Here is a 20,414-nt window from a genome sequence, read left to right as displayed (position 1 = left end):
GGATGTCGTGCCGGTAAGGGTCGAAGATTGCCGTGCCGCACACGGCGGGAAAACGAAAGCGAAAACGAAGCCGCCGCGCGGCGACGCGTGACGTCGTGCGGCGGGTGCATCGCGTCAGGCCGCCGCTTCGGCGGACACGCGCCGCACCTCCATCGCCTTCGGCGTGTCGGCGATCGCGGCGACCGCGCCGGGCATGCCGGCTCCGCCGAAGTGGCCGATGCAGCCGACGCGGAACGTGTCAACTTCCGTCAACTTGCCCGGATACGGAATGTAGCCGCGCTTTTTGACCTCCTGATAAAGGCGCTTGAAATCGTAGTTCGGATCGTCCTGCCTTTTGCTTTCTGTTCTCTGCATGTTGTTGACAATCTACAAATCATCAATTTTAATGTCAAGCATGGAGAACACCTCCTCGGCGCGGCGCGGGCGCCGACAGCTCGACCCCTTCGAACCGAAAGGACTGAACGTCATGACCGAAACGCCTGTATCCGTGAAAGTGAACGGCCGCCGCTACAACTGGATGAGCCGCCCCGTGGTGGTGGTCTGCGTCGACGGCTGCGCCTACGAATATCTCGAGATGGCGGCCGAGGCCGGCGTCGCGCCGTTCCTGCGCACGCTGCTGAAGCCGGGCACGGCGCTCAAGGGCGAGTGCGTGGTGCCGAGCTTCACGAACCCGAACAACCTGTCGATCGTGACCGGCGTGCCGCCGGCGATCCACGGGATAAGCGGCAACTACTTCTACGATCGCGACACCGGCACCGAGGTGCTGATGAACGATCCGAAGTACCTCGTTGCGCCCACCGTGCTCGCAACCTTCGCCGAACAGGGCGCGCGCGTCGCGGTCGTCACCGCGAAGGACAAGCTGCGGCGCCTGCTCGGCAAGGGGCTCAAGGGCATCTGCTTCTCGTCGGAGAAGGCCGACGAGGCGAGCCTCGAGGAAAACGGCATCGACAACGTGCTCGAGCTGGTCGGCAAGCCGGTGCCGAGCGTGTACAGCGCGGACCTGTCCGAGTTCGTGTTCGCGGCCGGCGTGCGCCTGCTCGAGACGCGCCCGATCGACCTGATGTACCTGTCGACGACCGACTACGTGCAGCACAAGTGCGCACCCGGCACCGACGGCGCGAACGCGTTCTACCAGATGATGGACGCGTACCTGAAGCGGCTCGACGCGCTCGGCGCGATCGTCGCGATCACGGCCGACCACGGGATGAACGCGAAGCACGACGGCGAGACCGGCGAGCCGAACGTGATCTACCTGCAGGAGCTGTTCGACGAGTGGCTCGGCCACGACGCCGCGCGCGTGATCCTGCCGATCACCGATCCGTACGTCGTGCATCACGGTGCGCTCGGCTCGTTCGCGACCGTCTACGTGTCGGCTTCCGCCGACGCCGACGCGCTGCGCGCGCGGCTCGCCGAGGTGGACGGCATCGAGGTCGTGCTGACGGGTGCAGAAGGCTGCGCGCGCTTCGAGCTGCCGCCCGACCGGATGGGCGACCTGATCGTGATCTCCAGGCAGGACGTCGTGCTCGGCACGCGCCGCATCAAGCACGACCTGTCGGGCCTCGATGTGCCGCTGCGCTCGCACGGCGGGATCTCCGAGCAGATCGTGCCGCTGATCTTCAGCAAGCCGGTCGCGACCGACGTCACGGGCCGCGCGCGACTGCGCAACTTCGACATCATCGACATCGCGCTCAATCATCTGCAGTGACGCGGACGCATCCGCCAGGGAGACATCATGAACGTCATTGCAGCCTCGACGGAGACTGCTTCACCTCATCGTGAAGCACTGCGAATCGATGGGGAGCGGATTCATCGCGACGCGGTGATCGAGGTCCGCAACCCGTACGACGGAACGCTGGTCGGCACCGTGCCGAAGGCGACGCTCGACGACGTGCGACGCGCATTCGCCGTCGCGCGTGCATACCGGCCGTCGCTCACGCGCCACGAGCGTGCGGCGATCCTGCGCCGCGCGGCCGACATCGTGCGTGCGCGCACCGCCGAGATCGCGGCGCTGATCACGGCCGAGGCCGGGTTGTGCATCAAGGATTCGACGTACGAAGCGGGGCGCGTGGCCGACGTGCTCACCTTCGGCGCGGGCGAAGTGCTGAAGGACGACGGGCAGATCTTCTCGTGCGATCTGACGCCGCACGGCAAGAAGCGTCGCGTGTACACGCAGCGCGAACCGCTGCTCGGCGTGATCTCCGCGATCACGCCGTTCAACCATCCGATGAACCAGGTCGCGCACAAGGTCGTGCCGTCGGTCGCGACCAACAACCGGATCGTCGTGAAGCCGTCGGAGAAGGTGCCGCTGTCGTGCTACCTGTTCGCGGACATCCTGTATGAAGCCGGCCTGCCGCCGCAGATGCTGCAGGTAGTGACCGGCGACCCGAAGGACATCGCGGACGAGCTGATCACGAACCCGGCGATCGATCTGATCACGTTCACGGGCGGCGTGTCGATCGGCAAGTCGATCGCGTCGCGGATGGGCTACCGGCGCGCGGTGCTCGAACTCGGCGGCAACGATCCGATCATCGTGATGGAAGACGCCGACCTCGACGAAGCGAGCACGCTCGCCGTGTCGGGCTCGTACAAGAACTCGGGGCAGCGCTGCACCGCGATCAAGCGCATGCTCGTGCACGAGGCGGTGGCCGATCGCTTCACCGAGTTGGTCGTCGAGAAAACCCGCGCGTGGGCTTACGGTAATCCGGCGGATCCGTCGGTCGACATGGGCACCGTGATCGACGAAGCGGCCGCGAAGTTCTGCGAGCAGCAGGTGAACGACGCGATCGCGCGCGGTGCGCGGCTCCTGGTCGGCAACGTGCGCGACGGCGCGTTGTATTCGCCGACGGTCATCGATCGCGTGACGCCCGACATGCCGCTCGTGAAGTACGAAACGTTCGGGCCGGTGTCGCCGATCATGCGCTTTCGCAACATCGACGACGCGATCCGGATGTCGAACAGCACCGACTATGCGTTGTCGTCGTCGGTCTGCACGAACCGCTTCGACAGCATCACGCGCTTCATCACGGAGCTCGAGGTCGGCAGCGTGAACGTGCGCGAGGTGCCGGGCTACCGGCTCGAACTGACGCCGTTCGGCGGCGTGAAGGATTCGGGCCTCGGCTACAAGGAAGGCGTGCAAGAGGCGATGAAGAGCTTCACGAACACGAAGACCTATTCGCTACCGTGGTAAGCGGTGCATGATGCGGACGCGCCGGCCGCCACGCGACGGTCAATCCTCGTCCTCGTGATGGTGACGACGCCAGCCGCGATGCCAGCCGTTGTCGTGCCGGTAGTAGCGGTAACGGTAGTCGCCGTAGTACGGGCCGTAATAGACCGGTGCCGGCTCGTAAATCACGGGCGGCGGCGGCGCGTAATAGACAGGCGGCGCTTCGATCACGGGGCCCGGCACCCCGAAATACACGCCGATGTCGGCACGCGCGAACGCACTTGCCGACAGGCAGGCGGCCGCGATGCCGAGAGCACTGGACAACAGGATGCGTTTCATTTTCCGTTCACTCCGTTCGCGGGTGGCAAGGCCCGCGAGCAATCGGTTCACCATGTCTTCATGGTACGTAGCGCTTGCCGAATGGGTGATACCGCAGCGTCGCTTCTGTAACTGCCGGTAACGAATCGTCGTACGATCGCCGCGCTGTATCGCGACGGATTTTGTCTGCGGAATGAGCGTGGCCGGCCGGCGCGTTCGTTATTCGACGCGCTCATATCGTTAGCGGATTTGCGTTTTTGCCGGATATCGGCGCGTCGGTAGAATTCGCGGACCTCTCGCGCGGCCGTTCGGGCCGGCGGGTCCACTCCCTTCCATCGTTCGGGGTCCGCACCATGAAATTCCTTCGCTCCATCCTGGTCGTCGCATTGCTGCAGGCCACTGCCGTCACGAGCGCGCTGGCGGCCGACGGTCTCGCGCAGATCAAGTCGGCCGGCGTGTTCCGGGTCGGCACCGAAGGCACCTATGCACCGTTCACGTATCACGATGCGTCGGGCAAGCTGACCGGCTTCGACGTCGACATCGCGACCGCGATCGCGCAACGGCTTGGCGTGAAGGCGGAGTTCGTCGAAGGCAAGTGGGACGGGCTGATCGCGGGCCTCGACGTGAACCGATACGACGCGGTCGTCAACGAAGTGTCGATCACCGATGCGCGCAAGGCGAAATACGATTTCTCGACGCCGTACATCACGTCCCACGCGGTGCTGATCGTGCGCGCGGACAACACGTCGATCCGCTCGTTCGACGACCTGAAGGGCAAGAAATCCGCGAACACGCTGACCAGCAATTTCGGCAAGCTCGCGGCCGCGCACGGCGCGGACGTGGTGCCCGTGCAGGGCTTCAACGAATCGATCGACCTGCTGAGCGCGGGTCGCGTCGACGCGACCATCAACGATTCGCTGTCGTACCTCGATTTCCGCAAGCACAAGCCCGACGCGAAACTGAAGGTCGCGGCGACCGACACGAGCGGCGCCGGCGATGCATCGGGCGTGCTGCTGCGCAAGGGCAGTCCCGCGCTGGTGGCGGCGATCGACAAGGCGCTCGCGGACATCAAGGCCGACGGCACTTACGCGAAGATCTCGCAGAAGTACTTCGGCCGCGACGTGTCGCAGCCGTGACGCGAGGCTGACCGATGCCGCCCTGGCTGCACCTGATGGCGGAATCGCTGCGGCCCCTGCTGGTGGCGGGGCTCGTGTTCACGGTTCCGCTCACGCTCGCGTCGTTCGCGATCGGCCTGCTGCTCGCGTTCGGCGCGGCGCTCGCGCGCCTGTTCGGGCCGCGCTGGGCGCAGGCCGGCGTGCGTTTCTACATCTGGTTGTTTCGCGGCTCGCCGCTGCTCGTGCAGCTGTTCGTGATCTTCTACGGATTGCCGAACGTCGGCATCGTGCTCGATCCGCTGACCGCCGCCGTGATCGGCTTCTCGCTGAACGTCGGCGCGTACAACGCCGAGGTGATCCGCGGCGTGATCGAATCGATCCCGAAGGGGCAGTGGGAAGCCGCGTACTCGATGGCGATGACGCGCGCGCAGGCGCTGCGCCGCGCGATCCTGCCGCAGGCCGCGCGCGTCGCGCTGCCCGCGCTGTCGAACTCGTTCATCTCGCTGGTGAAGGACACGTCGCTCGCGGCCGTGCTGACCGTGCCCGAGATCTTCCAGGCTGCGCAGCGCATCGCGGCCGTCACCTACGAGCCGCTGATCCTCTATACCGAAGCCGCGCTGATCTATCTGCTGTTCAGCTCGGTGCTCTCGTCGCTGCAACGTCGGCTCGAGCTCCGCTTCGGGCGCCATGCGTTGTTCCACGCGGAGTTGCGATGATCCGTCTCGAACGCATCGACAAATCGTTCGGCGCGCAGCGCGTGCTGACCGGCATCGACCTCGCGTTGCAGCCCGGCAGCGTGACCGCGTTGATCGGGCCGTCCGGCAGCGGCAAGAGCACGCTGCTGCGCTGCGTGAACCTGCTCGAAGTGCCGGAAGCGGGCGTGCTCACGGTCGGCGATGCCCGCATCGACTTCGCGGCGGGGCGTCGCCCGTCGCGCGATCACGTGTTCGCGGTGCGCCGTCAGACCGGCATGGTGTTCCAGAACTTCCAGTTGTTTCCGCATCTGAGCGTCGTGCAGAACGTGATGGAAGGGCTCGTGACCGTGCAGCGCTGGCCGCGCGAGCAGGCGCGCGAACGGGCGCTCGCGTTGCTGGACAAGGTCGGTATCGCCGACAAGGCCGACGCATGGCCCGCGACGCTGTCGGGCGGCCAGCAGCAGCGCGTGGCCATCGCCCGCGCGCTCGCACCGTCGCCGCAGGTGCTGCTGTGCGACGAGCCGACGTCCGCGCTCGATCCTGAGTTGTCCGTCGAAGTCGTCGAAGTGCTGCGCCAGCTCGCGCGGGAAGGCACGACGATGCTGATGGCCACGCACGACCTGAGCCTGGCGGCGTCGGTCGCGCACGATGCGGTGTTTCTCGCGGATGGCCGGGTGGTCGAGGCCGGCGCATCGCGCGAACTGTTCGGGCGGCCGCGCGATCCGCGCACCGCGAAGTTCGTCGCGACGCTCGCGCAGGGCGTGCCGGCCTTCTGATTTGCTGTGCCACGCGATTGCGTGAGCGATCATTCCTGTCCGTGTGCGTCGAGCACCGCGGCGACGATCGCCTCGGGCGCATCCTCCTGGACCAGGTGTCCCGCACACGGCACGCGGATCAGCTTGCCGCCCGCGATGCGATCGGCGAGGGCCTGCCCCTGTTCGAGCGGAATCCACGCGTCGTCCTCACCCCACACGATGCGCACCGGAAAGTCCGGCGGCGCATAGCGTGCCTCGGCTTCCTCGATGTAACGCTGGCGCATTTGCGCGATCTGTCGATAGAACGCCGGCTGGCCGGTCGGCGTGAGCCATGGCGAGCGATAGATCGACAGTACGTCGTCGCTCAACGGTCGCGCGACGGCATGGCCGATATAGGCCGACACGAGCGCATGGTGCGCATACGCCGGCAGCCCGGTGAACGCGGCTTCGTGCTGCGCGACATGCCGCACGAACGGCGAGCCTTGCGGCGCGATCGCGACCGGGTTCACGAGCGTCAGGTCCGAATACGCGATGCCGTCGAGGAAGTGCGCGCGCAGCACGGTCGCGCCGCCGTAATCGTGCGCAAGCACGCGCGGGCGCGAAATTTTCCATTCGTCGAGCAGGGCGCCGAACAGCACGTTCTGCCGGCCGAGCGAGACGTCCGCGTCGGGCATGTCCGACTGGCCGTAGCCGAGCAGGTCGTAGAAGAACACGCGATGGCGTCGCGCGAGCCATGGCGCGATCCGGCGCCACACCTGCGATGAAAACGGCGTGCCGTGCACGAGCACGAGCGGCGGCCCTTCACCGAGCGTGCCCCATGCGATCCGGTGACCGTCGAAAACGAAGCGATTGGCGAGATCGAGCATCGGCGCCTCCGTGCTAACCTGTTTGGGTTGATAACAGGTTACGCCTGTTCATCCGGATATGAAACCGATAGGTGGAAATAAATGGTTACTCGACACGAGCCTGCGCGACAGGCGCACGCATGGACCGCGGCCGATTTCGTCGGCGGCCATCCGGCGCTCGATTTCCTGAACACGGTGGCCGACACGGGCAAGACGCGCGACGAGGACAAACTCGTCGACTGGGCGGCCGTTCGCGCGTGGGCGGAGAAGTCGGGCTTGCTGGCTCGGGCCGACATGACACGGTTTCTGCGTCATCCCCGGCAGGACGGCGCGGACGAGCTCGCCGCGCTGCGTGGTTTTCGCGAGGATGCATACGTGGCGCTCGCGCACCTGACGAGCGGTGGCGGCGGCAGCGCCGGCGCGCGGGCGGCGCACCGGCTCGCGGAGGCGATTCGCGATGCGATCGGGCGCAGCACGTTCGACGCGGTCGATGGCCGCTTCGCATGGCGGCCCGATGCGTGTGCGGCGTCGCGCTGGGTCGACGCGGCCGCGCTCGGGTTCGAGCATCTGCTGCGCGGCGACGACTTCGCGCGCGTGCGGCAGTGCGGCCGCTGTACGTGGTTCTTCGTCGATCGCGGCCGTGGCGTCGGGCGACGCTGGTGCGACATGCGCACGTGCGGGAATCGCGCGAAGGTGGAGGCGTTCAGGGAGCGGTGAGGCGCGGGCCGTGGTGTCGACGGCCCGGCCGCTTCGCGTTCGTCATTCCGTGAGTTCGTGCGGCCGATGGTCGGGCCACAGCGCACCGATGACGAACAATCCGGCAACGAGGAACGGCGCGCCGATCGCGAACAGGATCGCCGTGAGTCCCCACCGGTCCCAGAACCGGTCGATGACCGCGCGCTCGGGTATGACGGGGTCGTACAGCACGTTGACCACCTCGCCTTCGTACAGCCCGGGGCGCGATGAAGCCGAGCCTTGCGCGAACGTGACCGGGCGGCCGCTGTCCGTCGTGAACGCAATGGTCGCCGAATAGAGCGACGTGCGTGTGCGGGACGATTGTGCGGATTCGGTGATCTCGACGACGTGGCCGGTCGAGTGCGCGTAATGGCGGGCGATCTGCCATTGTCTCAGCCCGGCGGCGCCGGCGCCGGCCAGGAAGCCGGTGCCGATCGCGATCGGCATCAGCACGATCGCGATGTTCCAGCGGCGCCGGGCCGACTTGCCGGCGGCCGGTGCGGCAAGCGCGTCGGCGTGCCGGCTGCGGCGCTCGCTCCTGTACAGCAGGCTGCCGATCGCAAGCGACGCGACCGCGAGCAGAGTCGGCACCGCGACGGGAAACCAGCGTTGCGTGAAATCGTCGATCACCGCGGGACGGTTCGGATGGGCCGGATCGACCAGGACGTCCACGCTTTCGCCGATGTCATACGCCGGGACCACCGATGCGGTATTGCCGGCGACTTCACGGCGATGGCCGTCGTTCGCGAGATAGGCGACGATCGGGCGGTATCCACGCATCGCGTCGCTGTCCTGCACGATGCGCACGACCGTGCCCGGCGTGCGGACCAGATCACCCACCGCATGGCTCGCGATGACGGCGAGCATCGCTGCGACCACGAGCAGTGCAACGCCGAGCGCGAGTGCGACGAGCGCTTCCTTACGTGGCATGATCGGATCCGCGGTGCGCGTCGTGCGACGGGGCCGGATGCGATCGGGGGGATGGCGCGACTCGACGCGCGCGCCGCTGTCGGCGTGACCATGCCCTCTGAATGGTCGCGTCTCGCTCACATGATTCCATGTCTGACGTCCCATGCTCTCTCAGTGCCGGCGGCGATATGGCGATCGCCGTCCCGGTCGTGTGATATTTTGTCGGACGATTCTAGCGGAAAGTGCACGGGCGAGGCATGTATGTAATTGCATGCCGCGATGCGGGGGAGTCAGGCGGGTGCCTGAATCGGTCGCCGGAACGGAAAAAGGCCGGTCAGCTTGCGCTGACCGGCCTTTTGAATTCCTGGTGGGGCGTGAGTGACTCGAACACTCGACCTATGGATTAAGAGTCCCTTGTGAAGGCGACAGTGGTCGATACTTCCGTCGCTTTATCGCAACAGAGCAACACTGGTCGACTGTATTCGACAGTGGCGTTGACACTTAGTTGACGCTGGTGCCACAGCCCACGCGAATCACTCGATCTCGCCGTCGGCGTCGGTCAGTCAAGGCATTCAAACTTTGAAGGTCTTGATTCAAAAGGTGATTTTTGGAAATGAGCCGGAGAAGGTCGATATTTCACGCCGTACGATGTTCGAGACCCCATAATCGTTTGGCAAGGGGGAGCGGGCAGAAAGCGCTGCAGCTGTCGGACACGGTATCGAATATACCCGCTACTCGGTCCGGCGGGCCGCGCTGAGCCGCGCGATCACCCGTCGGACGCTGCAGAGACGCAGTCGCGCTAGGCCGCGTCGATTACGTGCCGGACACTCCTCACGCTAGCCGCCCGAAAACGTGCGCGGCCCTCAAGATCCAAGCAGCGGGCTTTCCCGACTCGGGAATCCAACAAAATCAACGGCTTGCTGAAAGAGTACAGGCATGGAACAACGAGTCCCTAATGGGGACTCGTTAAAAATCAATCACTTACAGATTTGGTAACACGTAGATTGGTAGAGTACTTGCGGAATGGTCATGCGCTGCACGTATTCCGTACGCAAACTCGATGTAAGGTATTGATTGCTTCGTTCTGCGGATTTCACTCACCCCGCACAAAGCCATGCGCGTCGACGTTTAACCAGCCGCTACCTTTTACGGAGTGCAGCTTTCTCGTGCAATCCGTAAAGGTGAACTCTTTGTCGCCCTTATGGGTAACATCAAAATGAAAGCCATCGGGAATGGAGAAGCTGTATTTCCAACCACGCGGCGCTGGTGGTGCTCCATGAGGGGCGCCGTTGTAATCCCATTTGCGATCACTCAAATCGACCCAGTAGGGGTGATCATTTCCGCCAACTCGCTTCGAATGCGCCTGCTTAAAGGAGTTCAACTGCTTTTGAGCCGACACTAGCTGTCCCTTGTCTCCCCATTTTGCGGCTTCATCCCAGATGGATGGCGCGATTTTCGTTGTGAAGCATGTCTGGGGGAGTAGTAGTGGCGAATTCTTGTCAGTTGGCATCACTGCGCGTCGCCATGCATCTTCCTCGGTGAGAGCAGCAACCACGCCGTTTTGGATCTCGGCGTCTTGCTGATGTTCGAAAGGTTCGGGATCGAGCCATCGGAAGCGGAAAAAAGGCAACACTTGACGGCTAATTTGCTCTCGATCACGTTTCGAAGAGATGCCAATGACGTGAGTACCACCGCCCTCTGCCGCACGGGAAAGGATCTGCGCTACGTCTTTGTCTGAGACGCAAGGATAGTGCGAATTCCGACCTTGAAGATAAGTGATCTTCCAATCGTCGGGAAGTGCCTCGCACTTTGCCAAGCTGGACTTTACACGCGTCATCCACGCGGCCGGCAAGCCCGCAATCAGCGCAGTCGGCATAAATTTACGCTTGGCCTTTGCCCCAAGCCCGTACCAAAACGTCTAGTGGAAGCGAGATTCGGCGCAAGTCATCTTCCGTTAAGACGTCGGCAAGCGAGCGCAACAAAGCTTTTAACGGAGCAGCTTCAGCGGGAGCCGCATTTACCACTGGTGCAGGCACCAGAGGAGCAGGCGATGTCGGAATCTCCTCGATCCAGTCTGCGCCCCAAGGTACACCATTTTCACTCGACCATTTCTGCAGTCGATCGATTAAGGTGCGTAGTCGGAATTCGTGCCAATCGCGAGACAAGGCATACCGTTTCAATTGCACGCTGAACGCCGCAAGAGGGGCGCGCTGACTGAGCGTCCCTTGAAGATCGTCACGAACTTGAGGGTCTTGCTGCTGCTCGGCGAAAACCTTTCGATCTGCAACTTCCTGCTCAATACTCGATTCAGCGAAGCGAATCTGATCTGCTGCTGGCTGCTGCGTAGCTACGTCGAGCCTTGCGATCTGACCGGTCGAGAGAGAGTAAAACGGAACGGTTCCTTGGCCATCTATGCGGGTGAGGGCTGAAAACAAGTCTCCACGTAATCTGCCCCCAGTCTGACGGGTATCCACCGTGAGCAATTGCGGGTTGTCGGCTGGTGCGGTGAGAAAGTCTTGGCCGGGACGCCGGCGTACCGCGACGACGTCAGGGAATTGTTCCAGAAACGCCGAGAAGCGGATGTTTGGGGAATCTTCTGGTGGAAACGCAAGACCTTGCGATTTGGCTTCTAGTTCTACGAGGGTGCGCAGCCTTGAGCCAGTGACTGCGGAATTGCGTGCTGCGACAGCATCTTTAACGCACTTTGCAACAATGTCGCGCCAATTCGCGGCCATGAGAGTCCCCGGATACGTCCTCAGAAAAGCAAATAGGGCACATATATGTGCCCTATTTACCTGAAAGCATAACCACACAGCTCAAGCGGGTCATTCAGAGTGTGAACTCCAAATTGAAGCGGTAAGTCCCTATAGGTGTGCTGTGGAAGGCACCCTATGGCTCAATCGCACCGGCTATCGCACCTTCCGGCCCTCGACGACGAATATGCCAGTCAGAGACGGAATCACTTCGTAGTGTACCCACGATGCCCGGAGCTGTCCAACATTATCTCGGTGCATGGTGAGTCGGCTCATGGTCTGCGGGCTCCGTTGACAGTTCGTTGACACAACGGAAAAAGGGTTACAAGCAAATGCTTGTAACCCTTTGAATTCGCTGGTGGGGCGTGAGTGACTCGAACACTCGACCTACGGATTAAGAGTCCGCTGCTCTACCAACTGAGCTAACGCCCCCAACAGAAGAAAGATTATGCACGGGTATTTCGGTCTTGGCAAGCGCTTTCTGCAAATTTCCTGAAAATACTTCGTCATGGCCCCGGCGGCTCCCGGCACGGTCACGAGCGATCGCAGTTGGCGCGCTCCCGGTATGATGACGTCCACACCTGTTGCGCGGCGGTCGCGCAACGTTTTCTGGACATTCGAAGATGGACGAAAACGCAGTCCGCGAATTGCTGGACCGCCTGCTGGCCCCGTGGGTCCGCTCGCTCGGTCTGGTCCCCGTATCGATCGGCGACGACAGCGTCACGATGCGCTTGCCGTTTTCCGGCGAATTCCGTCATTCGGGCGGCATCATCTGCGGGCAGGTGTTCACGGCCGCCGCTGACACCGCGATGGTGGTCGCGATCTCGGTCGCGCTCGGCGAGTTCCGGCCGATGACCACCGTGTCGCTGAACACGAATTTCATGCGTCCGGTGCGCAAGGGCGACGTGCTCGTCACCGCGCGCGTGCTGCGGATGGGCCGCAACCTGGTGTTCGGCGAAGTCGAGCTGTTCGACGAGGACGGCAAGATGGCCGTTCACGCAACGTCGACCTACGCGCTCGTCAGCTGAGCGGCGCGATGTTCGACCAGATCGTTTTCGCGGGCGGCGGCAATCGCTGCTGGTGGCAGGCCGGCTTCTGGGACGTTGCCCAGCCGGCGCTCGGCTTGCGTCCGCGCGTGATCGCCGGCATCTCGGCCGGCGCGGCGACCGCCTGCATGCTGTATACGCGCGACGCCGCGTGGGTGATGCGCTATTACGAGGAGGCGCTGCGCCACAACCGCAAGAACGCGTACTGGGGCAACCTGTTCGGGCGCGAGCCGGTGTTTCCGCATTACCGGATCTACCGTCAGGCGCTGCTCGACATCTACGGCGAGCCGTTCCCGCAACTTGCCGACGCGCCGGAGATCCGCATCGGCGTGTCGCACGTGCCGCGCTGGCTCGGCGCGCGCAGCGCGGTCGCGGCCGGCCTCGTTGCATACAACATCGAAAAGTACGTGCGCAAGACGCTGCATCCGACGCTCGGGCGCACGCTCGGCTTCCGGCCCGAGTTCGTGCGCGCGCAGGCATGCGCGAGCGTCGAAGAACTCGCCGACCTGATCCTGCAGTCGTCGTGCACACCGCCGTTCACGCCGGTGCTGCGCCGCGGCGGCCGGCCGGTGCTCGACGGCGGCATGGTCGACAACGTGCCGGTCGACGCGCTCGACGCATCGCCGGGCGACGTGCTGGTGCTCGTCACGCGGCTGTATCCGCGCCCGCAGATGTTCACGGTCGCGCATGGCGACCAGCGGCGGCTCTATGTGCAGCCGTCGAGCAAAGTGCCGATTTCGAGCTGGGATTACACGAGTCCGTCGCAGATGCGGCATGCATACGACCTCGGACGTCGCGACGGCGAGCATTTCCTCACGCGCGTCGACGCGATGACGGGCGGCCGCGTGGCCGCCTGAAGGCGGGAACGGAGAAACGGAGCCGCGCGGCGAACGCGGCTCGCGCCGGTCAGCGCACGCGGCGCGGCGTCAGCGCTTCCGGATTGACGACGCTCGACAGGTCGCCCTGGTCGAACGCGAGGATGTTCCGGAACGCCGCGCTGAAGTAGAGCTCGTAGCTTTCGCGCTCGACGTAGCCGATGTGCGGCGTGCAGATCACGTTTTCCATCCGCAGCAGGCTGTAGCCCTGCAGGATCGGCTCGCTCTCGAACACGTCGATCGCGACCATCCCCGGACGGTTGTGCGACAGCGCGTTGACGAGTGCGTTTTCCTCGAGCAGTTCCGCGCGGCTCGTGTTGACGAGCAGCGACGTCGGCTTCATCCGCATCAGGTCTTCCTGCTTCACGATCCCGCGCGTGTCGTCGTGCATGCGCAGGTGCAGCGACAGCACGTCGCTCTGCTCGAACAGCGCTTCGCGGCTCTCGGCGGCGGTGTAGCCATCGGCGCGTGCAGCCTCGAGCGAATGCTCGCGGCCCCAGATCAGCACGTTCATCCCGAACGCCTTGCCGTAGCCGGCGACGAGCCTGCCGATCTTGCCGTAGCCCCAGATGCCGAGCGTCTGGCCGCGCAGCACCTGGCCGAGACCGAAGTTCGGCGGCAGCGCCGACGTCTTCAGGCCCGACTGCTGCCAGGCACCCTGTTTCAGGTTCGCGACGTATTGCGGAATGCGGCGCTGGGCGGCCATCACGAGCGCCCAGGTCAGTTCGGCGGGTGCGACCGGCGAACCCGTGCCTTCGAGCACCGCGATGCCGCGATCGGTACACGCTTCGAGGTCGATGTGGCTCGAGATACGGCCGGTCTGGCTGATCATGCGCAGGTTCGGCAGCTTGGCGAGCAATTGCGACGAAATCGGCGTGCGCTCGCGAATCAGCACGAGCGCCTCGACTTCCGCCAGGCGGCTCGCGAGTTGCCCCAGGCCGCGTACCGTGTTGTTGAAGACCTTCACGTCGTGCTCGGCGAGCATCTCGAAGCAGTTCAGCTTGCGGACGGCGTCCTGGTAGTCGTCGAGGATGGCAATTTTCATGATCAGCGGGAGTCGCGCGTTGAAAGCGGCAGTGGCGGCGGCGCACGTCGCGCACCCGTCCCGCCCGGCCGGGGCCGACATGATGCTACGTCGGCGGACGTCGTGGTGTCTTTTTAACAGGTTGTTACGCTCCGCCGCAATCGGCGCCGGCCAGACCCGGCGCCGCTCCCGTCGGCTGCGGCGGGGTGCGATGTTGTGTCGCATCAGACACGTCCTTCCTGATTCGGCCGCTTACCGGACGAGGTTCACCCAATTGTTGCTCCAATCAGAATAATTGGATCATCCATTCGCGATGAGTGAGGATTTTTGACTATTTTTATCGTCAACGCGGGCCTTGTTGAGCAACTCTGCATCATTTCCGCTGTCGTAGGAGAATTACGCATATGCTTCAACTTTTTGAAGTTGTAACAGCGGCAGGAGTCGTTTATGGATCATTTGCAGTCGATGCGCGTGTTCGTCAAGGTTGCAGATCTCGGCAGTTTCGCGCGGGCCGCGAGTGCAATGGATATCTCCAACGCGGTCGCGACGCGTCACGTCGCCGATCTGGAAGGCCGGCTCGGCACGCGTCTGCTGAACCGCACCACGCGCAGCCTTTCGCTGACGGAGTCGGGCCAGGTCTACCTGGAGCGGGCGCGCCAGATTCTCGATGAGCTCGAGGATGTCGAACAGATGGTCGTCGCGCGCAATCACGAGCCGGTCGGCACGCTGCGCATCGTCGCGCCGGTCGTGTTCGGCCTGCATAACCTTGCGCCCGTCCTGCAGTCGTACACCGAGAATTTCCCGAAAGTGGTGCCGGATCTGACGCTGGTCGACCGCCAGGTCGATCTCGTCGAGGAAGGTTTCGACGTCGGCATCGTCGTCACGCGTCAGATGCGCAGCGCGAGCATCGTCACGCGGCGGCTGACCACGGGCTGCATGACCGTGTGCGCGACGCCGAGCTACCTGGAAAAGCACGGCGTGCCGACCCACCCGGAACACCTCGCCGAACACCCGGCGCTGAGCTTGCCGACCGAATACTGGGGCGACGAGCGCGTGTTCACGGGGCCGGACGGCGAAGTGCGCGTGCGCCCGACCAACGTGATCGTCGCGAACAACACCGCGATGCTGCGCCAGTTCGCGCTGCTCGGGATGGGTGTCGCGATCCTGCCGAGCTACCTGATCGGCAGCGACATCGCGCGCGGTGCGCTGGTGCGGCTGCTGCCGGATTTCCGGCTGCCGCAGGTCGAGATCAACATCGCATATCCGAGCCGGCGCCATCTGCCTGCGAAGGTGCGCACGTTCATCGACCACCTCGTCGAGTATTTCAGCCACTCGACCGACGCGACGATGGGCGAACAGTGGGCCGCACAGGGTGCTGCGCCTGCGCCGATCGGCGTCGAGACGCGTGCCGAGCCGCCCGAATCGACCGGTCCGAACCTGCAGCCGCGCCTCGCGCGTTCGCCGCGCGCGCGGGTTGCGGTGCCGTCGCCGCTGTAACGTCGCGGCGGCCGCGCACCGACCCGGCCAGCATCAAGAAAAAACGCGGATCGAGCGATCGATCCGCGTTTTTTTATCGCTGCTTGCATGGCCGTGCGTCCGACGTGCGACGCGCCGGGGGAGCCCCCGGCAGCCGGAGCATTACGAGCCGGTCTTGCGCGCCGTCGTCTTGCGGGCGGCGGTCTTGCGGGCCGGTGCCGGCTTCTCGTCGGCGCCTTCCGTGACGGTTTCGGCGTCCTTCGTCGCCGATTTTGCCGTCTTCTTCGCGGCGGCGGCCTTCGGCTCCTTCTTCTCGAACTCGAAACCGATCTTGCCGTCCGGCTGCTTCACGAGGAAGGCCTTGAAGTTGCGGCCCGTACGCGACGACTTGAAGTTCGGCAGCAGATCCGTGCGGCCGTCGGCCAGCAGCTTCGCCATTTGCTCGCGCGTGATTTCCTGCTGCAAGATCACCTTGCCCGAACGGAAGTCGCAGGTTTTCGGATTCGCGACCGAGTGCTCGCACACATAGCTCATCCCGTGCTCGAACACGCGGCCCTTGCACTTCGGGCACGCGCCGACCGGTTCCTGCGCGGAGAAGTCGGGCGCCTCGCCTTCCTCACCGCCCTGGTCCTGGCCGAAGTCGAACTCGAGCTTGTAGTTCTTCGTCTCGTCGTCGAACGAGAGCTTCAGGATCGCCGAGAACGGACGGCCCATCTTGCTGCGGAAGCCGGACAGCGGACCGATCGTCTTCTGCTGCAGCAACTCCTCGACTTCCGCGATCTCGAACTGCCGGCTACCCGGAATCTTCGAGATCGAGAACTCGCACTTCGTGCACGCGAAGCGGCGGTAGTTTTCCTTCACCTGGCCGCCGCAGTTCGGGCATGGCGTCTCGAGCGTCGCGTAATCGCCGGGGATCGTGTCGGAATCGTATTCCTTCGCGCGCTTGACGATCTGCTGCGTCATGCGGGCGATTTCCTGCATGAACGCGTCGCGCCCGAGGTTGCCGCGCTCCATCTGCGACAGCTTGTATTCCCATTCGCCGGTGAGCTCGGGCGCGGTCAGCTCCTTCACGCCGAGCCCGCGGAGCAGCGTCATCAGCTGGAATGCCTTCGCGGTCGGGATCAGTTCGCGGCCTTCGCGCACGAGATATTTCTCGCCGAGCAGGCCTTCGATGATCGCCGCGCGCGTCGCCGGCGTGCCGAGGCCCTTCGCGGCCATCGCCTCGCGCAGCTCGTCGTCCTCGACGAGCTTGCCCGCGCCTTCCATCGCCGACAGCAGCGTCGCTTCCGAGTAGCGTGCGGGCGGCTTCGTCACGAGCGCGACCGCGGCGATCTCGTCCGTCTTCACCTTCTCGTCCTTCTGCACCGGCACGAGGTTCGCGTCCGCGCCTTCGGCGTCGCGGCCGTACACCTGCAGCCAGCCCGGCTCGACGAGCACCTTGCCTTCGGTCTTGAAGTGATGGCCGGCGACTTCGGTGATCCGCGTCGTGACGCGGAATTCGGCCGCCGGGAAGAACACCGCGAGGAAGCGCTTCACGACCATGTCGTACAGCTTCTGCTCCGGCTCGGACAGCGACTTCGGCGCCTGCAGCGTCGGGATGATTGCAAAGTGGTCGCTGATCTTCGAGTTGTCGAAGATCCGCTTGTTCGGCTTCACCCAGCCCTTGTCGAGCACCTGCTTCGCGTGCGGCAGGTAGTTGTGGCTCTCCTTGAGCATCTCGAGCGTGGACTGCACCGTCGCGAGGTAGTCTTCCGGCAGCGCGCGCGCGTCGGTACGCGGGTAGGTCAGCACCTTGTGCTTTTCATACAGCGCCTGCGCGAGACCGAGCGTGTTCTTCGCGGAGAAGCCGAAGCGGCTGTTCGCTTCGCGCTGCAGGCTCGTCAGGTCGAACAGCAGCGGCGACAGCTGGGTCGACGGCTTCGATTCCTCGGACACCGTGCCGACCTGATCGCGGCACGCGGCGACGATCGTTTCGGCGGCCGGCAGGCTCCACAGGCGGGAGTCGCGCTTTTCAGGATCGAATTCGTCGCGCTTGAATTTCGGGTCGAACCACTTGCCTTCGTAGAAGCCGCCCGCGCACGCGAACTCGGCCCTCACTTCCCAGTAGTCGCGCGGAATGAAACGGCGGATTTTCTCTTCACGTTCGACGACGATCGACAACGTTGGCGTCTGAACGCGGCCGACGGTCGTCAGGAAGAAGCCGCCGCCCTTGCTGTTGAACGCGGTCATCGCCCGCGTGCCGTTGATCCCGACGAGCCAGTCGGCTTCCGAGCGGCAGCGTGCGGCGTCGGCGAGCGGCTGCATGTCCGTGTCGCTGCGCAGGTGCGCGAAACCGTCGCGGATCGCCTGCGGCGTCATCGACTGCAGCCAGAGGCGCTGGACCGGCTGTTTCGCCTTCGCGTGCTGCACGATCAGGCGGAAAATCAGCTCGCCCTCGCGCCCCGCGTCACATGCGTTGATCAGGCGGTCGACGTCCTTGCGCTTCATGAGCTTGGTCAGGACTTTCAGGCGCGACTCGCTTTTTGCGATCGGGTTCAGGTCGAAATGCGGGGGGATGACGGGCAGATGAGCGAAGCTCCATTTCCCGCGCTTGACCTCGTACTCTTCCGGGGCGGCGATTTCCAGCAGGTGGCCGACCGCGGACGACAGGACGAATTCGTCGCTCTCGAAGTATTCGTCATGCTTGGTAAAGCCGCCCAAAGCGCGCGCGATGTCGTTCGCGACAGAAGGCTTTTCCGCAATGATCAGTGCTTTGGACATGACAGATGTGTGTTGGTAGACCGGGTTCGCCGGCGTGGGTCCCTTTTACGACGGCTTTATAGCACACGCCGCGGCGACGGCGGCGCGGCGTGCAAAAAGCGGCTCATCATAGTGGGGGGCCGCAACGGCGGCAAGCGCCCGGCGCGGCGGCACGCGCAACGGCGCGAAAAGCTGCCGGGCCGGTGCGTGGCTTACGCCTCGACATTCAGGATGTTGCGCAATTTCGGTGCGTGCGGCGCGCCGGGCACGGCGCTCAGGTCGGACAGCATCCGTTCGACGATCGCCGCGTGCGGCAGCACCGTGCCGAAGAAGCGCGCGGTGTTCGCGTCCTCGATCAGGATCGTCGGAAAATTCTCGACGTCGAGATCGTCGAGCCGGTCGGCATGGGTTTCGACGTCGATCCACGCGAAGCAGGTGTCGGGATGGGCGTCGGCGAGCTGGTCGAAGGCCGTTCGGTAGTCACGGCAGGTGCCGCACCACTCGGCGCACAGGCAGGCGACCAGCAGCGTGTCGGGATCGGCGAGGCGCTCGGCGATCCGATCGGCATCGGTGTCGAGATTCAGCGCGGGCATGGAATTCCTTGGGTAGCGTCGGCGGCACGGCCGCCTCTATGCGGGGGACTGTAGCATGCCGGACGCGGGCGGGGTGGGCGTTGCGTCAAGCCGCGCGAAGCGTCCGCCGGGCATGCTCGCCACGCGGCCGGCCAGTTCGAGCCCGAGTAGCGCGCGGTGCAGCGCGTCGTCGGACAGACCGGTGTGCTCGGCAAGCCACTCGTAAGTAACGGGGCCGTATCCCAGTGCGGCGAGCACGGACTGTTCGGCCGGGTTGTCGGTTGGCGTGCCGTCGATCTCGGCGGGCGTGGCGACCGGAATGGCGGAACCCGCCTTCTCGATGTGCTCGCCCGCGCACGGCACGACGATGTCGGTCGTTCCACCGTTATCGGGGCGCGAACGTGAATTCTCCGTGCGGCTGGCGTGAACAGCCGGTTCGCCCAACCCGTATTCCTCGAGCACGTCGAGCGGCGTCGTAGTGAGCTTCGCGCCGTCGCGGATCAGTGCGTGGCAGCCCTGCGCGAGCGGCGCGTGGATCGAGCCCGGCATCGCGAACACGTCGCGGCCCAGCTCGTTCGCGAGCCGCGCGGTGATCAGCGAGCCAGAGCGCGGCGCGGCTTCGACGACGAGCGCGCCGAGCGCGAGCGCAGCGATCAGCCGGTTGCGTTGCGGGAAATGCGCCGCCCGCGCGGGTGTGCCGAGCGGCCATTCGGAAACGATCGCGCCGCGTGCGGCAATCTCGTGCGCAAGGGTGCGGTGCCGAGCCGGGTAGACGAGATCGGCGCCCGTCGCGATCACCGCGACCGTGCCGGCGCGGCCGTCGAGCCCGCCGCGATGTGCGGCGCCGTCGATGCCGAGCGCGAGACCGGAGACGATCACGAGGCCTGCATCGGACAGCGCATGCGAGAAGCGTGTGGCGTCTGCGAGCCCCTGCGGCGTCGCATGTCGGCTGCCGACCACGGCGAGCCCGCGTGCATGCAGCAAGTCGAGCCTGCCCTTTACATATAGCAGCGGTGGCGGATCGTGCAGGTCGCGCAGCCGCGGCGGATAGACGGGATCGTTAAGCGTGACGATCGCGTTGCCCGGTGCGTCGAGCCATGCCAGTGCGGCGTCGGTACGGGCGTCGAGGTCGTTCCGCTGGCTGGTGCGCACCGCCCGCGCGGCGGCGGCGCTGCTCGCCGCACCGATGGCCTGGTCGGATGCGCGCAGCAGCGCCGTCGGCGAGCCGAATGCATCGAGCAGCGCACGCAGCACGGCGGGCGGGAGTCCCGGTGCATGCGCGAGCTGCAGCCACGCACGCAACGCGGAGGTCGTCAGCGCTTGCGGCGACATGAGGTTCCCCTCGAATGCGACGGCCAGCGAACAGCGTGGCGCCATGATAAAATTTTCATCAT

18 protein-coding genes, 1 tRNA gene and 1 pseudogene are annotated in these 20,414 nt (G+C 64.8%); 9 read left to right on the top strand and 11 right to left on the bottom strand.

Going from position 1 to position 20,414, the window contains the following annotated elements; all coding sequences use genetic code 11:
- Positions 1-114: 114 nt before the first annotated feature.
- Positions 115-327: pseudogene (locus tag WS87_RS17395) on the bottom strand (2-aminoethylphosphonate--pyruvate transaminase); the annotation flags it as partial.
- Between the two features lie 139 nt (positions 328-466).
- On the opposite strand from WS87_RS17395, the gene phnA reads away from it, so the two are divergent.
- Positions 467-1,705 (top strand): phosphonoacetate hydrolase, encoded by a 1,239-nt coding sequence (gene phnA / locus WS87_RS17390; protein WP_059820005.1) that lies wholly within the window; start codon positions 467-469, stop codon positions 1,703-1,705.
- 27 nt (positions 1,706-1,732) lie between these two features.
- On the top strand, positions 1,733-3,187 hold the full coding sequence (gene phnY, locus WS87_RS17385) for a phosphonoacetaldehyde dehydrogenase (RefSeq protein ID WP_059819972.1): 1,455 nt from the start codon (positions 1,733-1,735) through the stop codon (positions 3,185-3,187).
- A gap of 39 nt (positions 3,188-3,226) precedes the next feature.
- On the opposite strand, the gene WS87_RS17380 is transcribed toward phnY, so the two are convergent.
- On the bottom strand, positions 3,227-3,502 hold the full coding sequence (locus WS87_RS17380) for a hypothetical protein (RefSeq protein WP_059535130.1): 276 nt from the start codon (positions 3,500-3,502) through the stop codon (positions 3,227-3,229).
- A 332-nt stretch (positions 3,503-3,834) separates the two neighbouring features.
- Between WS87_RS17380 and WS87_RS17375 the strand changes: the two genes are divergently transcribed.
- Genes WS87_RS17375 through WS87_RS17365 form a run of 3 tightly spaced genes read left to right on the top strand, consistent with a single transcriptional unit; the run spans position 3,835 to position 6,067 of the window.
- Positions 3,835-4,617, top strand: a complete 783-nt coding sequence (locus tag WS87_RS17375; protein WP_059819971.1) for an amino acid ABC transporter substrate-binding protein — start codon at positions 3,835-3,837, stop codon at positions 4,615-4,617.
- Between the two features lie 14 nt (positions 4,618-4,631).
- Entirely contained in the window at positions 4,632-5,312 is a 681-nt protein-coding gene (locus WS87_RS17370; RefSeq protein ID WP_059534893.1) for an amino acid ABC transporter permease, read from the top strand.
- Positions 5,309-6,067 (top strand): amino acid ABC transporter ATP-binding protein, encoded by a 759-nt coding sequence (locus tag WS87_RS17365; RefSeq protein ID WP_059819970.1) that lies wholly within the window; start codon positions 5,309-5,311, stop codon positions 6,065-6,067. Before WS87_RS17370 ends, WS87_RS17365 begins: the two co-directional genes overlap by 4 nt.
- 29 nt (positions 6,068-6,096) lie before the next feature.
- On the opposite strand, the gene WS87_RS17360 is transcribed toward WS87_RS17365, so the two are convergent.
- Positions 6,097-6,912 carry an alpha/beta fold hydrolase gene (locus tag WS87_RS17360; RefSeq protein ID WP_059691911.1) on the bottom strand — a complete coding sequence of 272 codons (816 nt, stop codon included), beginning with the start codon at positions 6,910-6,912 and terminating at the stop codon, positions 6,097-6,099.
- Between the two features lie 81 nt (positions 6,913-6,993).
- Between WS87_RS17360 and WS87_RS17355 the strand changes: the two genes are divergently transcribed.
- Complete coding sequence (locus WS87_RS17355; RefSeq protein WP_059819969.1) at positions 6,994-7,608, top strand: CGNR zinc finger domain-containing protein; 615 nt, start codon at positions 6,994-6,996, stop codon at positions 7,606-7,608.
- Positions 7,609-7,650: 42 nt separating this feature from the next.
- Here the strand turns inward: WS87_RS17355 and WS87_RS17350 are convergent, their stop codons facing one another.
- The 4 genes from WS87_RS17350 to WS87_RS17340 all read right to left on the bottom strand — a co-directional run bounded on the left by WS87_RS17350 (position 7,651) and on the right by WS87_RS17340 (position 11,720).
- Positions 7,651-8,700, bottom strand: a complete 1,050-nt coding sequence (locus WS87_RS17350) for a DUF3592 domain-containing protein (RefSeq protein WP_059819968.1) — start codon at positions 8,698-8,700, stop codon at positions 7,651-7,653.
- Positions 8,701-9,628: 928 nt separating this feature from the next.
- Positions 9,629-10,411, bottom strand: a complete 783-nt coding sequence (locus WS87_RS33670; protein WP_159085691.1) for a hypothetical protein — start codon at positions 10,409-10,411, stop codon at positions 9,629-9,631.
- 4 nt (positions 10,412-10,415) lie between these two features.
- On the bottom strand, positions 10,416-11,270 hold the full coding sequence (locus tag WS87_RS33665) for a hypothetical protein (RefSeq protein ID WP_155624803.1): 855 nt from the start codon (positions 11,268-11,270) through the stop codon (positions 10,416-10,418).
- Positions 11,271-11,644: 374 nt separating this feature from the next.
- Positions 11,645-11,720: transfer RNA gene (locus WS87_RS17340), tRNA-Lys, on the bottom strand.
- Positions 11,721-11,911: 191 nt separating this feature from the next.
- Here WS87_RS17340 and WS87_RS17335 point away from each other — a divergent pair.
- On the top strand, positions 11,912-12,316 hold the full coding sequence (locus WS87_RS17335) for a PaaI family thioesterase (RefSeq protein WP_040142566.1): 405 nt from the start codon (positions 11,912-11,914) through the stop codon (positions 12,314-12,316).
- 8 nt (positions 12,317-12,324) lie between these two features.
- Positions 12,325-13,191 carry a patatin-like phospholipase family protein gene (locus WS87_RS17330; RefSeq protein WP_059534905.1) on the top strand — a complete coding sequence of 289 codons (867 nt, stop codon included), beginning with the start codon at positions 12,325-12,327 and terminating at the stop codon, positions 13,189-13,191.
- A gap of 49 nt (positions 13,192-13,240) precedes the next feature.
- Here WS87_RS17330 and WS87_RS17325 read toward each other — a convergent pair whose 3' ends face one another.
- Complete coding sequence (locus WS87_RS17325) at positions 13,241-14,254, bottom strand: D-2-hydroxyacid dehydrogenase family protein (RefSeq protein ID WP_057924643.1); 1,014 nt, start codon at positions 14,252-14,254, stop codon at positions 13,241-13,243.
- A 426-nt stretch (positions 14,255-14,680) separates the two neighbouring features.
- Here WS87_RS17325 and WS87_RS17315 point away from each other — a divergent pair, with 426 nt between their 5' ends.
- Positions 14,681-15,730, top strand: coding sequence for a LysR family transcriptional regulator (locus WS87_RS17315; protein WP_059534907.1), 1,050 nt, complete (start codon positions 14,681-14,683; stop codon positions 15,728-15,730).
- Positions 15,731-15,871: 141 nt separating this feature from the next.
- On the opposite strand, the gene WS87_RS17310 is transcribed toward WS87_RS17315, so the two are convergent.
- The 3 genes from WS87_RS17310 to dprA form a co-directional block, all read right to left on the bottom strand.
- Positions 15,872-18,469, bottom strand: coding sequence for a DNA topoisomerase III (locus WS87_RS17310; protein ID WP_059819966.1), 2,598 nt, complete (start codon positions 18,467-18,469; stop codon positions 15,872-15,874).
- Between the two features lie 191 nt (positions 18,470-18,660).
- The gene (locus WS87_RS17305) at positions 18,661-19,041 is read right to left on the bottom strand and encodes a thioredoxin family protein (protein WP_059819965.1); all 381 of its coding nucleotides are present in this window, start codon (positions 19,039-19,041) and stop codon (positions 18,661-18,663) included.
- Between the two features lie 36 nt (positions 19,042-19,077).
- On the bottom strand, positions 19,078-20,397 hold the full coding sequence (dprA, locus tag WS87_RS17300; protein ID WP_059819964.1) for a DNA-processing protein DprA: 1,320 nt from the start codon (positions 20,395-20,397) through the stop codon (positions 19,078-19,080).
- Positions 20,398-20,414: the final 17 nt, after the last annotated feature.

The organism is Burkholderia sp. MSMB0856, assembly GCF_001524645.2.
Lineage (GTDB): Bacteria > Pseudomonadota > Gammaproteobacteria > Burkholderiales > Burkholderiaceae > Burkholderia > Burkholderia diffusa.
Note: the sequence above shows the minus strand (reverse complement) of the source record. Positions and strands in the feature narration are given on the sequence as shown.